The organism is Methyloversatilis sp. MC4-4 (assembly GCF_049843555.1).
In the GTDB taxonomy this organism is placed as follows: Bacteria; Pseudomonadota; Gammaproteobacteria; order Burkholderiales; family Rhodocyclaceae; genus Methyloversatilis; species Methyloversatilis discipulorum_B.
Genome location: NZ_JBBHZK010000005.1, coordinates 37,084 through 50,191, shown reverse-complemented (window position 1 = coordinate 50,191; position 13,108 = coordinate 37,084). Strand labels below are relative to the sequence as shown.

Annotated in this window: 17 protein-coding genes; 9 read left to right on the top strand and 8 right to left on the bottom strand. The window is 68.9% G+C overall.

Annotated elements, in window-relative coordinates; genetic code table 11:
• Positions 1-37: 37 nt before the first annotated feature.
• The 6 genes from rapZ to WDZ97_RS18175 all read left to right on the top strand — a co-directional run bounded on the left by rapZ (position 38) and on the right by WDZ97_RS18175 (position 4,634).
• Positions 38-886 (top strand): RNase adapter RapZ, encoded by an 849-nt coding sequence (gene rapZ / locus WDZ97_RS18200; RefSeq protein ID WP_024300727.1) that lies wholly within the window; start codon positions 38-40, stop codon positions 884-886.
• Positions 883-1,257, top strand: coding sequence for a NusG domain II-containing protein (locus tag WDZ97_RS18195; protein WP_019916105.1), 375 nt, complete (start codon positions 883-885; stop codon positions 1,255-1,257). The genes rapZ and WDZ97_RS18195 overlap by 4 nt, the downstream gene beginning before the upstream one ends.
• Complete coding sequence (locus WDZ97_RS18190) at positions 1,257-1,772, top strand: Gx transporter family protein (protein WP_425763702.1); 516 nt, start codon at positions 1,257-1,259, stop codon at positions 1,770-1,772. Before WDZ97_RS18195 ends, WDZ97_RS18190 begins: the two co-directional genes overlap by 1 nt.
• Entirely contained in the window at positions 1,769-2,401 is a 633-nt protein-coding gene (locus tag WDZ97_RS18185) for a flavin prenyltransferase UbiX (protein WP_425763701.1), read from the top strand. The genes WDZ97_RS18190 and WDZ97_RS18185 overlap by 4 nt, the downstream gene beginning before the upstream one ends.
• A 91-nt stretch (positions 2,402-2,492) precedes the next feature.
• On the top strand, positions 2,493-2,834 hold the full coding sequence (locus WDZ97_RS18180) for an STAS domain-containing protein (protein ID WP_304014143.1): 342 nt from the start codon (positions 2,493-2,495) through the stop codon (positions 2,832-2,834).
• A gap of 30 nt (positions 2,835-2,864) precedes the next feature.
• Positions 2,865-4,634, top strand: coding sequence for a SpoIIE family protein phosphatase (locus tag WDZ97_RS18175; protein ID WP_425763700.1), 1,770 nt, complete (start codon positions 2,865-2,867; stop codon positions 4,632-4,634).
• Positions 4,635-4,684: 50 nt separating this feature from the next.
• Here the strand turns inward: WDZ97_RS18175 and WDZ97_RS18170 are convergent, their stop codons facing one another.
• A complete protein-coding gene (locus tag WDZ97_RS18170) occupies positions 4,685-5,485 on the bottom strand; it encodes a peptidylprolyl isomerase (RefSeq protein ID WP_304005742.1) in 801 nt (266 codons plus the stop codon).
• Between the two features lie 163 nt (positions 5,486-5,648).
• Here WDZ97_RS18170 and WDZ97_RS18165 point away from each other — a divergent pair, with 163 nt between their 5' ends.
• From WDZ97_RS18165 to WDZ97_RS18155, 3 genes are all read left to right on the top strand, one after another.
• Positions 5,649-6,407, top strand: coding sequence for a GNAT family N-acetyltransferase (locus WDZ97_RS18165; RefSeq protein WP_341930261.1), 759 nt, complete (start codon positions 5,649-5,651; stop codon positions 6,405-6,407).
• Between the two features lie 24 nt (positions 6,408-6,431).
• Positions 6,432-7,268, top strand: coding sequence for a lysophospholipid acyltransferase family protein (locus tag WDZ97_RS18160; RefSeq protein WP_304005745.1), 837 nt, complete (start codon positions 6,432-6,434; stop codon positions 7,266-7,268).
• 99 nt (positions 7,269-7,367) lie between these two features.
• Positions 7,368-7,874: a macro domain-containing protein gene (locus WDZ97_RS18155; RefSeq protein ID WP_304005747.1), complete on the top strand. Its 507-nt coding sequence runs from the start codon at positions 7,368-7,370 to the stop codon at positions 7,872-7,874.
• 21 nt (positions 7,875-7,895) lie between these two features.
• Here the strand turns inward: WDZ97_RS18155 and WDZ97_RS18150 are convergent, their stop codons facing one another.
• The 7 genes from WDZ97_RS18150 to WDZ97_RS18120 all read right to left on the bottom strand — a co-directional run bounded on the left by WDZ97_RS18150 (position 7,896) and on the right by WDZ97_RS18120 (position 13,066).
• The gene (locus WDZ97_RS18150; RefSeq protein WP_425763699.1) at positions 7,896-8,285 is read right to left on the bottom strand and encodes a hypothetical protein; all 390 of its coding nucleotides are present in this window, start codon (positions 8,283-8,285) and stop codon (positions 7,896-7,898) included.
• A 160-nt stretch (positions 8,286-8,445) separates the two neighbouring features.
• On the bottom strand, positions 8,446-9,273 hold the full coding sequence (locus WDZ97_RS18145; protein WP_425763698.1) for a DNA ligase: 828 nt from the start codon (positions 9,271-9,273) through the stop codon (positions 8,446-8,448).
• Positions 9,274-9,364: 91 nt separating this feature from the next.
• Complete coding sequence (locus WDZ97_RS18140) at positions 9,365-9,574, bottom strand: hypothetical protein (RefSeq protein ID WP_425763697.1); 210 nt, start codon at positions 9,572-9,574, stop codon at positions 9,365-9,367.
• Positions 9,575-9,578: 4 nt separating this feature from the next.
• Positions 9,579-10,280 (bottom strand): ABC transporter ATP-binding protein, encoded by a 702-nt coding sequence (locus tag WDZ97_RS18135; RefSeq protein ID WP_425763696.1) that lies wholly within the window; start codon positions 10,278-10,280, stop codon positions 9,579-9,581.
• A complete protein-coding gene (locus WDZ97_RS18130) occupies positions 10,273-11,049 on the bottom strand; it encodes an ABC transporter ATP-binding protein (protein ID WP_425763695.1) in 777 nt (258 codons plus the stop codon). The genes WDZ97_RS18135 and WDZ97_RS18130 overlap by 8 nt, the downstream gene beginning before the upstream one ends.
• Positions 11,046-12,146, bottom strand: coding sequence for an ABC transporter permease subunit (locus WDZ97_RS18125; RefSeq protein ID WP_425763694.1), 1,101 nt, complete (start codon positions 12,144-12,146; stop codon positions 11,046-11,048). The genes WDZ97_RS18130 and WDZ97_RS18125 overlap by 4 nt, the downstream gene beginning before the upstream one ends.
• Entirely contained in the window at positions 12,143-13,066 is a 924-nt protein-coding gene (locus WDZ97_RS18120; protein WP_304005760.1) for a branched-chain amino acid ABC transporter permease, read from the bottom strand. The genes WDZ97_RS18125 and WDZ97_RS18120 overlap by 4 nt, the downstream gene beginning before the upstream one ends.
• Between the last annotated feature and the right edge of the window lie 42 nt (positions 13,067-13,108).

The following is a 13,108-nucleotide window of genomic DNA, read 5'->3' as shown; positions in this document are numbered from 1 at the left end:
GCAGGTAAGCCACGTGAATGAAACGCGACGCGGCGCAATGCGCCTGGTACTGATCAGCGGCATGTCCGGCTCGGGCAAGAGCGTTGCGCTCAACGTGCTGGAGGACGCCGGATTTTTTTGTGTCGACAATTTGCCGGCCCCGCTGCTGCCGCAACTGGTCGGCCATCTGCGTGACGCCGGCTACAGCCGCGTCGCGGTGGCGGTAGACGTGCGCTCGGGCAAGAGCATGAGCGCGCTGCCGCCGATGATGGGCGTGCTGCGCAACGGCACCGAACTGCAGACGCTTTTTCTCGACGCGCGCGACGACGCGCTGATCGCGCGCTTTTCGGAGACGCGGCGGCGCCACCCGCTGGGCGACGACCAGACTTCGCTGGCCGAGGCGATCCGCCGCGAACGCGATCTGCTCGAACCCATCGTCGCGCTCGGTCACCGCATCGACACCAGCGACCTGCCGTCTGCGGTGCTGCGCAAATGGGTGCGCGAACTGGTGCAGATCGACGAGGGCTCCGGCCTGACGCTGATGTTCGAGTCCTTCGGCTTCAAGCACGGCATCCCGCTCGACGCCGATCTGGTGTTCGACGTGCGCTGCCTGCCCAATCCCCACTACGACCCGGTGCTGCGTCCGCAGACCGGCTGTGATCAGCCGGTGATCGACTATCTGGAGCGCAGTCCGGACGTGCTGCGCATGCGCGACGACATTGCGCGTTTCGTGCACGACTGGCTGCCCTGCTACATCAAGGACAGCCGCAGCTATCTGACGGTGGCCATCGGCTGCACCGGCGGCCAGCATCGTTCGGTCTACATGACGCAGTGGCTGGCCGAACACTTCCGCAAGGAAGCGCGCGTGCTGTTGCGTCACCGTTCGCTCGCTTCGAGCGGCAAATGACGCGCCTGCGGCCCGGTGACTGGCTGATGATCGCAGCCGGCCTGGCCGCAACCGTCGCCACGACCGCGGCGCAGTGGGGCCGGGCGGCGCCAACGCTGGCTCAGGTGCGCCTCGATGGCCGCATCGTCGCCGAAATTCCGCTGAACGGTACGCATCGCGTCGCCATCGCCGGCGCGCTGGCCGCGCAGGGCGAAACCGTGATCGAGGTCGAACCGGGTCGCGCGCGCGTCGCCGCCGACCCGGGCCCACGCCAGTACTGCGTGCACCAGGGCTGGCTGACGCGCGCTGGCGCGGTCGCCGTCTGCGCACCCAGCCACATTTCGCTGCAACTGGCCGGACCGGACAGCGCGCAGGACACGGTGGCGTTCTGATGAGCGCCGTGGTCGACGTCGAGCCGAGTGCGCGCGACCGTCGCCTGGCGCGCTATGCCGCCGCAGCGATCGCCGCGTCACTGATCGAGGCGGCGATTCCCAGCCCGCTGCCGGGCGTGAAGCCGGGGTTGGCCAACATCGTCATCCTCATCGTGCTGGCCCGCCATGGCTGGCGCGACGCCGCCTGGGTCAGCGTGCTGCGGGTGATCGCCGGCAGTCTGCTGGCCGGGCAGTTCCTCGCGCCCGGCTTCTTTCTCGCCGCCACCGGCGCCGTGACCAGCCTGGCGGTGCTCGGCGCACTGCAGGCGCTGCCCTGGCGCTGGCTGGGGCCGGTCGGCCGCTCGGTGGCTGCGGCCTTCGCCCACATCGGCGGCCAGCTCGTGCTGGCGCGGCTGTGGCTGGTGCCGCACGACGGCCTGTTCAACCTGGCGCCGGTGTTCTTCGCCGCCGCCCTGGTGTTCGGCGTCGTCAACGGCGTGGTCGCCGACCGGCTGTTGCGGGACAATGCGGCATGACCTCGACGCCCCGACCGCCCACCATACTCGTCGCGCTGACCGGCGCCTCCGGCATGCCCTACGGCCTGCGCCTGACCGAAATGTTGCTGGCTGCAGGTTGCCGCGTCTGGCTGGTGTACTCGCAGGTCGCGCAGATCGTTGCCCGGCAGGAGATGGATGTCGTGCTGCCGGCCAACCCGCAGCAGGCGGAACGCGAACTGGCGACCCGCTTCAACGCCGCACCGGGCCAGCTCGAAGTGTTCGGCCGCGAGGACTGGAACTGCCCGCCGGCCTCCGGTTCGAACCCGCCCGACGCCATGGTCGTGTGCCCGTGTTCGATGGGCACGCTGGCCGCGATCGCGCACGGTCTGGCGTCCAACCTGATCGAACGCGCCGCCGACGTGGTCATGAAGGAACGCCGCACCCTCATCCTGGTGCCGCGCGAAACGCCTTTCTCGACGCTGCACCTGGAAAACATGCTGAGCCTGTCGCGCAACGGTGTGGTCATCCTGCCGCCCTCGCCCGGCTTCTACCAGCAGCCGCGCGAGATCGCCGACCTGGTCGATTTCGTGGTCGCTCGCATCCTCGACCAGCTGCGCGTTCCGCACACGCTGCTGCCGCGCTGGGGCGAGCCGCAAGCCGGCGACTGACGCTGTCACACGCCTGACATGCAGATGAAACAAGCTGAAGGGCTTTCCGGTCGTGCCGCCGCAGGCGACCGGGCACCTCGGGAGCACGCACATGAAGATGGACAGCCAGCCGCTGGACGGCGGCATCACCCTGATCCGGCTCGACGGTCGCCTCGACATCGAAGGCGCGGAGACGCTGGACCAGCCGCTCACCTACGCCACCAGCACGCACCCGGCCAAGATTGCGATCGATCTGTCGGAAGTGAGCTTTCTCGCCTCGATAGGCATCCGCACGCTGCTGTCGGCGGCGCGCGGCCAGGCCTCGCGTGGCGGCAAGCTGGTCATGTTCGGTGCGCAGCCGATGATACGGCGCGTGCTGCAGACGGCCGGCGTCGACCAGCTGCTGACGCTGTGCGACGACCTCGACGCCGCGCGCAAGGCGCTGGCCGACTGAACGCCGCGGCAGACCTCCGCGGAGTGCGTGGTGCATAGCGCACACGCACGCCGCAGCCTGCGCCTGATCAACGACAGCGGCGCCATCTCCGCTGCGAGCGCCTGGTTGCGTACGCTCGGCGACAGTTTCGATCTGGGCAGCGAGCTGGTGTTCCGGCTCGACCTGTGCGCGTCGGAACTGGTCGCCAACATCGTCAGCTACGCCTTCGACGACGAAGCGCCGCACACCATCGCGCTCGACCTGATCCTCGAACCGCAGTCGGTCAAGCTGGTGGTGGCCGACGACGGCCGCGAATTCGATCCGCTGGAACTGCCGGAGCCGGTGACGCCGGCCACGCTGGAAGAAGCCAGCGTCGGCGGACTGGGCGTGCACCTGGTGCGCCAGTTCGCCGATCAGGTCAGTTACGAGCGCACCAGCGGCCGCAACCAGCTCACGCTGGCGTGGACCCGGCCAAGCCGCAGCAGCCCGAGCGGCAGCCGCACCCCGGTGCGCCGCGGCGTCGAGCGTCGTCGCCGTCAGGCCGCGGTGTTCCCGCTGATCCGCGCCGACGGCCGCCGTGTCAGCCACGATGCACGCGTCAGCGGCGAGCGCCGCGCCCTCGGTTTCATTTCGCGGCTGGATCTGTTCCGCGACGTGCCCTACGCGCTGATCGAAGGCCTGCTCGCCCACTGCGCCCAGCGCGACTACCCGGACGAGTACGTGGTGCTGGCGCCCGGCATGCAGAACGATCACGTGGCCCTGGTGCTGGCCGGACGGCTGCGCGTACACCTCGATGATCCGGCCGGCGAGAGCCAGGGCGGCTACACGGTGATCGGCTGCGGCGAATGCGCGGGCGAGCTTTCGATCATCGACGGCGAGCCGGCGTCGGCCTGGGTGGTGGCCGAACCCGGCACACGCCTGCTGCTGATCGACGCCCACACCTTCTTTTCCGAGCTGCTGCCACTGCCCCAGGTCGCCCGCAACCTGCTGCGCCTGATGGCGGCGCGCATGCGCCAGGCCAATCATCAGGTGGTCGAACAGGTGCGCCGTTCGCTGGTGCTGGAACGCCTGCAGTCCGAGCTGCGCACCGCGCAGGAAATCCAGTCGGGCATGCTGCCGCTGCGCTCACCGATGTTCGCCGAACATCCGGAGATCGAATGCGAAGCCAGCATCCAGCAGGCGCGCGAGATCGGCGGCGACTTCTTCGACGCCTTCTTCATCGACGAGAACCGCCTGTTCGTCGCCATCGGTGACGTCTGCGGCAAGGGCATGCCGGCCGCGCTGCTGATGATGCGCACACTGACCACGCTGCGCGCAGAAGCGGCACGCAAGCAGGGGCAGAAGGGGCATCTGGAAAGGGTGATGGAACGCACCAACCGCAAGCTGGCGCTGAACAACGAACGACTGCTGTTCGCCAGCCTGTTCATCGGCCTGCTGGACACCCGCGATGGCAGCTTCCGCTACGCCAACGCCGGTCATCTGCGGCCGGTGCTGCTTCGTCGTGGCGACGCGCCGGTGCTGCTCAAGGTGCCGCGCAACCCGATAGCCGGCATCGACCCGACCATCGATTACGCACTGGGCGAAACCCGGCTCGGCTCGGGCGACCAGTTGCTGCTCTACACCGACGGCGTGACGGAAGCCCTGAACACGCGCGGCGAACTGTTCGGCGAAACGCGGCTGCTGGCGACGCTGACCGGTCTGCGCGCCGGCGCAGCAGGCGCCATCGACGCGGTACGCGAGGCGACCCGCCTGTTCTGCGACGGTCAGGCACCGTCGGACGACGTGACGCTGCTGGCGCTGCGCTACATCGGCCACACGTAGAACATGCATCCGCCACGTCCTTCACGGACGGCGGCGGATGCCCGTCGTGCTTACTGCACCTTGGCCTTCGACATCAGCGATTCGATGTGGGTCTGCACCGCCTGCTGCTGCATCGATTCGATCACGCGGTCCTTCACCTCCTCGAACTTCGGCGCTTCGGCGCGGCGGACGTCGTCGAGCTGGATCACGTGGAAGCCGTAGGCGGTCTTGACCGGCTCGGTCGTGAACTGGCCCTTCTCCAGCTTCTGCAGTGCGGCGTCGAACTCCGGCACGAAGGAGCCCGGGCGCGACCAGCCCAGCTCACCGCCGCGCTCCTTGCTGCCCGGATCGTTCGACACCGACACCAGTTCCGCGAACGGCGTGCCGGCCTGCAGCTTGGCGATGATGTCGCGCGCGACCTCTTCGGAATCGACCAGGATGTGGCGCGACGCGTATTCGTTCGGGCCGCCCTGAGCGACCACGCGCTCGTACTCGGCGCGGGCTGCCGCCTCGGTTACCGGGTTCTTCTCGACCCAGCGCTCCAGGTAGGCGTTGGCCAGCATTTCGCCACTGGAATAGGCGATGCGCTGCTGCACCTCCGGCACCTTGTCGGTACCGGCCTTGCGTGCCGCCTGCAGCAGCACCTCGCGGCGCACCAGGTGCTCGCGCACACGGTTGCGCAGGTCCTCGTTGTCCGGCGCGCCCTGGGCGACCTGCTCACGCACCAGCAGATCCGCCAGCGCGGCGGGCACGGCCACGCCATTGACCTTGGCCAGCGCGGCACCGGCCGCAGGCGCCTTGGTCTGGGCCACGGCGGAGGCAGCAACACTCATCATCAGGGCGGCGGCAAGTGCGCCGATACGGTGGTTCATCAGGACATCCTCGTGGGTTGTATGGGGCTCGATCGAGCGGAATGCTTATACCGCCCTTTTGGCCGGCGTGGCGAGGGCCGCTGTAACCGTGCTGTCGCCGCGACGTCATATGTGCTGAACACGCGCTGCATATCTTGAAGCGGTACCCTTCACGGAGACGGGAATGCTTCAGATCGATTCGGCACGCGAACGGCGTGCCCAGCGCAACCTCAGCGTCACGCTGGCGGCCTGCGAGTCCGAGGTGCTGGCGGCGCAGCAGTTGCGCTGGCGGGTGTTCGCCGACGAACTTGGCGCACGGCTCGACAGCCCGGTGCACGGCGCCGACATCGACCGCTTCGACGCCCACTGCAAGCACCTGATCGTGCGCGACGAGGACAACGGCCGCATCGTCGGCTGCTACCGCATCCTGCCGCCCGAAGCCGCGCGACGCACCGGCGGCTACTACTCGGAAACCGAGTTCGACCTCGGCCGGCTCGACCATCTGCGCCCGCAGATGGTGGAAATTGGCCGCTCCTGCATCGACGCCGATTACCGCAGCAACGCGGCGGTGATCGCGCTGCTGTGGTCCGGACTCGCGCGCTACATGCTGGACAGCGGTCACCAGTACCTGATCGGCTGCGCCAGCATCGGTCTGGCCGACGGCGGGCATAACGCTGCAGCCATCTGGGCCGGTCTGTCCGCGCACATGGCGCCGGCCGAGTACCGCGTGTTCCCGAAGGTGCGCCTGCCGCTCGAACGGCTGACGCCGAACGCCGCCAGCGTCGTGCCGCCGCTGGTCAAGGGCTATATCCGCGCCGGCGCCGAGGTGTGCGGCGAACCGGCCTGGGATCCAGATTTCAACACCGCCGACCTGCCGCTGCTGCTCACCATGGCCAAGCTGGACGCGCGCTACGCCCGCCACTTCATACAGCGCGCCGCCTGATCCGCGAACCGGGGAGGACGTAAGATGTCTGTCATCAGTCTGTTTGCCGACCTCGATCTTCCCTTGTCGCATCCTCATCCGCACCACCCCGCGGCGGCGCGCGCCGCCGCGGCCACGCACCACACGTCCGGCCTGCGCGCACAGGCGCGCATGACCTGGCGCATCGCGCGGCTGGCCGTACATCTGGCCGCCGGCTGTTCGCGCGTCGCCCTGCTCTATCCGCTGGTCGGCGAGCGCACGCAACGCAAGATGCGTGCACGCTGGTCGCGCCAGCTGCTCGGTGTGCTCGGCGTCGAACTGCAGGCGCAGGGGCCGCTGCCGCGGCCCGGCCAGCTGCTGGTGAGCAATCACATCTCGTGGGTGGACGTGTTCGTGATCAACGCCATCTCGCCACTGTCCTTCGTCTGTAAGGACGAGGTGCGCAGCTGGCCGCTGCTCGGCTGGCTGGTGGCGCGCAACCACACGGTGTTCATCCGTCGCGCCAGCCGCAGTTCGGCGGCCGAGGTGCGCGACCGGCTGGTCGGCTCGCTCAGCTGCGGACGCAGCGTGATGGTGTTCCCTGAAGGCACGACCACCGACGGCCGCGCCGTGCTGCCCTTCCGCGCCGCGCTGTTCCAGGCGGCGATCGACGCCGGCCGTGCGGTCAAGCCGGTGCGCCTGCGCTATGTCGATCACCGTGGCGAGCACTCGGACGCCGCCGCCTACATCGACGACGTGAGCTTCTGGCAGTCGGTCTGCATGCTGGCGCGCGCGCCGCGCACGGTGGCCCGGGTCGAACTGCTGCCGGCGCTGCCCTCGCACGGCCTGACGCGGCAGGATCTGGCGCAGGTGACACACGCCCAGGTGAGCGCGACCGCCTGAACAGTTGATTCGGATCAACGGCCGCGCAGCACGGCGGCGTACCGTGGAATCGGAGGCTGCGGCACGGTGCCGCAGACCGGACGGTACGAGGAGAACCGCATGATCCGCGAAGTCACCGGCGACATTCTTTTTACCCGCGCCCAGGTCATCGCCCACGGCATCGCCGTGCGCGAACGTTTCGACCACGGTCTGGCGCTGGCGCTGCGCGAGCGCTGGCCGTCGATGGCGCGCGACTACCGGCACGCACAGCACGGCCGCCACATGGTGCCGGGCGAGGTGTGGTCGTGGGCCGGCGTCGATAACGACGGCAGTACGCGCAACATCGTGAACATGCTCACCCAGGACATGGTGGGCGAAGGCCCGGCGGCGAAACCGGGCAAGGCGACGGTCGAGCACGTGCATCACGCACTGAAGGCGCTGGCCCGGCACCTGCAGGCGATCGGCGCCACCAGCGTGGCGCTGCCGCGGCTGGCCACCGGCGTCGGCGGTCTGGAGTGGGCCGAGGTGAAGCCGCTGATCGAACAGCATCTGGCACCGCTGGGCATTCCGGTCGTCGTCTACGAAACCTATCGCAAGGACGTGGTGGCGGACGAGAAGCTGCACTGACGCCGTCGGTGCGGCAGGCGCTCAGCGCCCGTCGCGCAGGCTGTCGATCAGCGCCATATTGTGTTCGAGCAGGCGATTGCACTCGTCGTCGCGCTGCGCGAACGCGTCGTCCAGCCCCTGCGCCTGCGCAGGGTCGGCGCGGCGTTCGGCCAGTACCTTGCGCTCGCGTGCCAGCACGGCCGTGACCTGCGGACGTTCGCCCAGACGCATCGCCAGCGACAGATAGTTTTTCGCGGCGTACTGGACGCGCACGGTGCGGCTGGCTTGCGGATGCGCGGCCGCGATATCGCCGTAGATCGCCGAGCAGGCGGCTAGCCGGTCGGCCAGCGTCGGCCGGTCCAGCACCTGCGCCTGCGCGCCGGCAGCAAGCAGCAAAAGGGTCATCGAGAGCGCTGTGTGTTTGATGTGCATGCATGTGCCTCCGTGTTCGGCATCGCAGCGTAGACAGCGCACGGCCGCCGCTGCAGCCGCCGAACCGCGATGAGGACCGGATCACCGTACGATCGGGAGCACATCCCCTGTGCGGCGAGCGTTGGCACTCCGGTGCCCAGGACGGCTTCCCGTGACGCACCTAAGGCAGCAGCCGTTCACGCAGGAAAACCGGAAAGCGCGGCTGGCCGCGCGGCGTCAGCTCACGATAGCGGTAGGTGACGACGGCGCCGATGGCCGGCGGCGCCGCACGCTGGGCGTCGATGAAGCCGCTGCCGATGCGGAAGCGTCGACCCGCTGCATCAATCACCTCGAGCGCGCCCAGCCGGCCGCGATGGCGACCCTTACCCGGCAGGTGGGCGAGCACGGTCGCTTCGGCATCGAGAAAGGGCGTGAGCTTGAGCAGTGCGTCGCTGCGTCCGGCCGACCAGTGCGCGTCGGCCCGGTGCAGCATCAAGCCTTCGCCACCGCCGGCGACGACCGCGTCGAACAGCGCTTGCAGCGCGGCGCGATCGGCGAGCCGCCGCTGCGGCACGACCCGTATCCAGTCGGCAACGGTCTCGTCGACCAGCTGCTCCATGCGTGCGAGCCGCTGCGAAAAGTCGCCGTCTGCGCCGGGCAGGTCGAACAGCATGTAGCGCACAGCGCGCCAGTCGGCATCCGCCGGTCGCTCACGGCGGACGATGCCGGACAGTTCGTCGAAGCGGCCACGCCCCAGCCACAGCTCGCCGTCGAGCGGGAATCCGGGCAGCGGCGCGACGAACCACGCCGGTGCGGCAATGGCGGCGCCGTTGCGCAGGCGCAGCGCCTGCCCGTCCCAGCGGGCGCGGACACCGTCGAGCTTTTCGCTGATCCAGTAGGGCGTCGGGTCGATGTCGGCGGGCGCGCGCTGCGCCAGCATCGGCAGCAGCGGGTCGGCAACAGCGAATGACGAAAACAGGCCGCAAAGACAGAACAGCAGCACGCGCATGGTCGGGACTCCGATGACGGAGCCGCGATTATCCCGCTTTATGACAAAGGCAAAAGTCGAGGCGCCCGCTCGTGCAGCCTGTTACGGTCGTTCAGCGCGCCTCGCCGGCCTTGTCGCGCTCGCGCTGGTAGCGTTCGTATTCGAGGTTCGCGGTATCCAGGCAGCGGCTGCGCTCGGTCGCATCGACGATGCGGTCGCATTCGTTCTGGCGCCAGCCGGCAGCGCCGTCATAGACCTGTCGACTGCTGCAGCCGGCCAGTACGCAGGTCAGAACGGTGATGGCGGCGATCAAGCGGATCACGGCTTCACTCCCCGAGATAGGCGGCACGCACCGCCGGGTTGTCCAGCAGTTCGGCCGCCGGTGCGGTCAGCGTGATTTCGCCGCCGTCCATGACGCAGCCACGGTCGCACAGCGACAGCGCGAGCCGCGCGTTCTGTTCGACCAGCAGCAGCGTCACGCCTTCACGCGCAACTTCGCGGATCACCTCGAACACGGTGTCGACCATGATGGGCGACAGGCCCATCGACGGCTCGTCGAGCAGCAGGATGCGTGGCCGGCTCATCAGCGCGCGGCCGATGGCCACCATCTGCTGCTCGCCGCCGGACAGCGTGCCGGCGGTCTGCCCGGCGCGCTCCTTCAGCCGCGGCAGCAGACCGAACACGCGCTCAATGTCGGCGTCGACGACCGCCTTGTCGTCGCGTACGTAGGCGCCCATTTCGAGGTTTTCCAGCACCGACAGCCGGGCGAACACGCCGCGACCTTCCGGCACCAGCGCCAAGCCCTTGCGCACCAGCAGGTGCGGCGGTGCGTGCTCGATCGCCTCGCCGCCCAGCTTCACGCTGCCGCGCGCCGGCAGCATGCGGGCAATGGCTTTCAGCGTGCTGGTCTTGCCGGCACCGTTGGCGCCGATCAGCGCCACCTTCTCGCCGGCGGCGACGTCCAGATCGACGCCGCGCACCGCGCAGATACCGCCGTAGTGCACTTCCAGTCCGCGCACCTCAAGCATCGGCCGCCTCCGTCCCGAGGTAGGCGGCGATCACGCGCGGGTCGCGCCGCACGACGTCCGGCACGTCCTCGGCGATCTTCTCGCCGTAATCCAGCACGGCGACGCGGTCGCACAAACCCATCACCAGTTTCACGTCGTGTTCGATAAGCAGCACGGTCAGGCCGTCGCTGCGCAGCTTTTCGATCAGCGCACGCAGGCCGGCGGTTTCGGTCGCGTTCATGCCGGCAGCCGGTTCGTCCAGCGCCAGCAGCTTCGGTTCGGTTGCCAGCGCACGGGCGATCTCCAGCCGGCGCTGGTCGCCATAGCTCAGATGGGTGGCCTGCTGATTGGCCAGCCGGTCGATGCCGACATAGCGGAGCAGGGCATGTGCGCGCGCCTCGGTGTCGGCCTCCTCGCGCCGCGCCGCCGGTGTGCGCAGGATGGCGCCGAGCACGCCGGTGCGCAGCCGGATGTGGCGGCCCACCATCACGTTCTCCAGCGCGCTCATCGCGCCGAACAGCCGGATGTTCTGGAAGGTGCGGGCGATGCCGACACCGGCGATGTGGTGCGGCACGCCCAGCGGCAGCGGCTGGCCGTTGAAGCGCACCTCGCCCTGGTCGGCGCTGTACAGGCCGGTGAGCACGTTGAAGAAGCTGGTCTTGCCAGCGCCATTGGGACCGATCAGGCCGTACACCTCGCCGGCGCGGATGGCCAGCGACACGTCGCGCAGCGCCTGCACGCCGCCGAAGCGCTTGCTGATGCCGCTCGCTTCGAGAAGAGGCGTGCTCATGCCGCCTCCCCGTGCGCCGCCAGTTCGCGCTTGCGCAGCGCCGACGGCCACAGCCCCGCCGGACGCCAGCGCATCACGACCACCAGCGCGATGCCGAACAGCAGCAGACGCAGCGATTCCGGATCGATCAGCACCTTGCCGAACAGCGTCTGCTGCAGCGGTACCGCCCCCCAGCGCAGCGCCTCCGGCAGCAGCGCGAGCAGCACCGCGCCGAGGATGACGCCGGCGATATTGCCCATGCCACCGAGCACCACCATGCACAGCACCATGATGGATTCGAGCAGGCCGAAGGACTCCGGGCTGACGAAGCCCTGGAAGCCGGCGAACAGGCCGCCGGCCACGCCGCCGAAGGTGGCGCCGAGGCCGAAGGCCAGCAGTTTCACGTTGCGCGTGTTGATGCCGCAGGCGCGCGCGGCGACCTCGTCCTCGCGGATGGCGACCCAGGCGCGGCCCAGCCGCGAATCCTGCAGCCGCAGGCAGATGAAGATGACGAGCAGTGTCAGCGCGAGGAAGAAGTAATACTGCAGGTACACACCCGGCAGCGTGACACCGAACAGTTCCAGCGGCCGGTTCAGCGCGTGGCCGCCGATCTGGGCGGCGGCGATGTTGTTGATGCCCTGCGGGCCGTTGGTGATGTTGGCCGGCGCGTTCAGGTTGTTCAGGAAGATGCGGATGATTTCGCCGAAGCCCAGCGTCACGATGGCCAGGTAGTCGCCGCGCAGCTTCAGCGTCGGCGCGCCCAGCAGCACGCCGAACAGGCCCGCGACCAGCGCGCCGAGCGGCAGCACCGCCCACACCGGCCAGCCTGGCGAGGCGGCGAAAACCTGCGGGAAGGCGATCGCCAGATGCGGACTGGACAGCAGCGCATACAGATAGGCGCCGACCGCGTAGAAGGCGATGTAGCCGAGGTCGAGCAGGCCGGCGAAACCGACCACGATGTTCAGCCCGAGCGCCAGCATGATGTAGAGCAGCGCGAAATCGATGATGCGCACCCAGGAATTGCCGAAGCCGGCACCGACGACGAAGGGCAGCACGGCCAGTGCGACGCCGATCAGCACGACGCCCAGCCTGGCCTTCAGTTTCGGATCGACGCTCATGCCCGCTCCGCCACCTTTTCGCCCATCAGGCCCGACGGCCGGAACACCAGTACCAGGATGAGCACGAAGAAGGCGAACACGTCCTTGTAGTGGCTGCCGAGGAAGCCGCCGGTCAGGTCGCCGATGTAGCCGGCGGCCAGGCTTTCGATGATGCCCAGCAGCAGCCCGCCCAGCATGGCGCCGCCGAGGTTGCCGATGCCGCCCAGCACCGCCGCGGTGAAGGCCTTCAGCCCGAGCATGAAGCCCATCGCGTAATGCGCGATCGAGTAGTTGGCCGCCACCATGACGCCGGCCACCGCGGCCAGTGCCGAGCCGAGTACGAAGGTAAAGGAAATGACGCGGTCGACATCCACGCCCATCAGCCGCGCCACGGCCGGGTTCTCGGCGGTGGCGCGCATCGCGCGGCCGAGCCGGGTGCGGGTGACCAGCCAGACCAGCGCCGCCATCAGTGCCGCCGCGGTAGCGATGATGATGATCTGCAGGTCGGTGATGGCGGCGCCGAGGAACTGGTGCGGTGCTGCCGGCAGCAGCGGTGGAAAGGTGTGGTAGTTGCGGCCCCAGCCGATCATGGCCAGCTGCTGCAGCACGATGGACACGCCGATGGCGGTGATTAGCGGCGCTAGCCGCGGGGCGTTGCGCAGCGGCCGGTAGGCGATGCGCTCTATCGTGAAACCGACCGTCATGCAGACCGGAATCGCGATCAGCAGGCCGCCGAGCACGACGACCGGGCCCGGCAGGCCGCTCGGCACCAGCAGGCCAATGGCGGTCAGCGCGGTCAGCGCGCCGATCATCACCACTTCGCCGTGGGCGAAATTGATCAGACCGAGAATGCCGTAGACCATCGTGTAGCCGAGGGCGACCAGCGCGTAGATGCTGCCGAGCACCAGACCGTTGATGATCTGCTGGATGAAGATGTCCACGAGGTGTCGAGGGAGGAGCCGGGAGAAGAGGGAAGCGCCGGT

Coding starts and splice junctions, on each gene's coding strand:
- rapZ (WP_024300727.1), top strand. CDS start 38: ATGCGCCTGGTACTGATCAGCGGCATGTCCGGCTCGGGCAAGAGCGTT.
- WDZ97_RS18195 (WP_019916105.1), top strand. CDS start 883: ATGACGCGCCTGCGGCCCGGTGACTGGCTGATGATCGCAGCCGGCCTG.
- WDZ97_RS18190 (WP_425763702.1), top strand. CDS start 1,257: ATGAGCGCCGTGGTCGACGTCGAGCCGAGTGCGCGCGACCGTCGCCTG.
- WDZ97_RS18185 (WP_425763701.1), top strand. CDS start 1,769: ATGACCTCGACGCCCCGACCGCCCACCATACTCGTCGCGCTGACCGGC.
- WDZ97_RS18180 (WP_304014143.1), top strand. CDS start 2,493: ATGAAGATGGACAGCCAGCCGCTGGACGGCGGCATCACCCTGATCCGG.
- WDZ97_RS18170 (WP_304005742.1), bottom strand. CDS start 5,485: ATGAACCACCGTATCGGCGCACTTGCCGCCGCCCTGATGATGAGTGTT.
- WDZ97_RS18165 (WP_341930261.1), top strand. CDS start 5,649: ATGCTTCAGATCGATTCGGCACGCGAACGGCGTGCCCAGCGCAACCTC.
- WDZ97_RS18160 (WP_304005745.1), top strand. CDS start 6,432: ATGTCTGTCATCAGTCTGTTTGCCGACCTCGATCTTCCCTTGTCGCAT.
- WDZ97_RS18155 (WP_304005747.1), top strand. CDS start 7,368: ATGATCCGCGAAGTCACCGGCGACATTCTTTTTACCCGCGCCCAGGTC.
- WDZ97_RS18150 (WP_425763699.1), bottom strand. CDS start 8,285: ATGCACATCAAACACACAGCGCTCTCGATGACCCTTTTGCTGCTTGCT.
- WDZ97_RS18145 (WP_425763698.1), bottom strand. CDS start 9,273: ATGCGCGTGCTGCTGTTCTGTCTTTGCGGCCTGTTTTCGTCATTCGCT.
- WDZ97_RS18135 (WP_425763696.1), bottom strand. CDS start 10,280: ATGCTTGAGGTGCGCGGACTGGAAGTGCACTACGGCGGTATCTGCGCG.
- WDZ97_RS18130 (WP_425763695.1), bottom strand. CDS start 11,049: ATGAGCACGCCTCTTCTCGAAGCGAGCGGCATCAGCAAGCGCTTCGGC.
- WDZ97_RS18125 (WP_425763694.1), bottom strand. CDS start 12,146: ATGAGCGTCGATCCGAAACTGAAGGCCAGGCTGGGCGTCGTGCTGATC.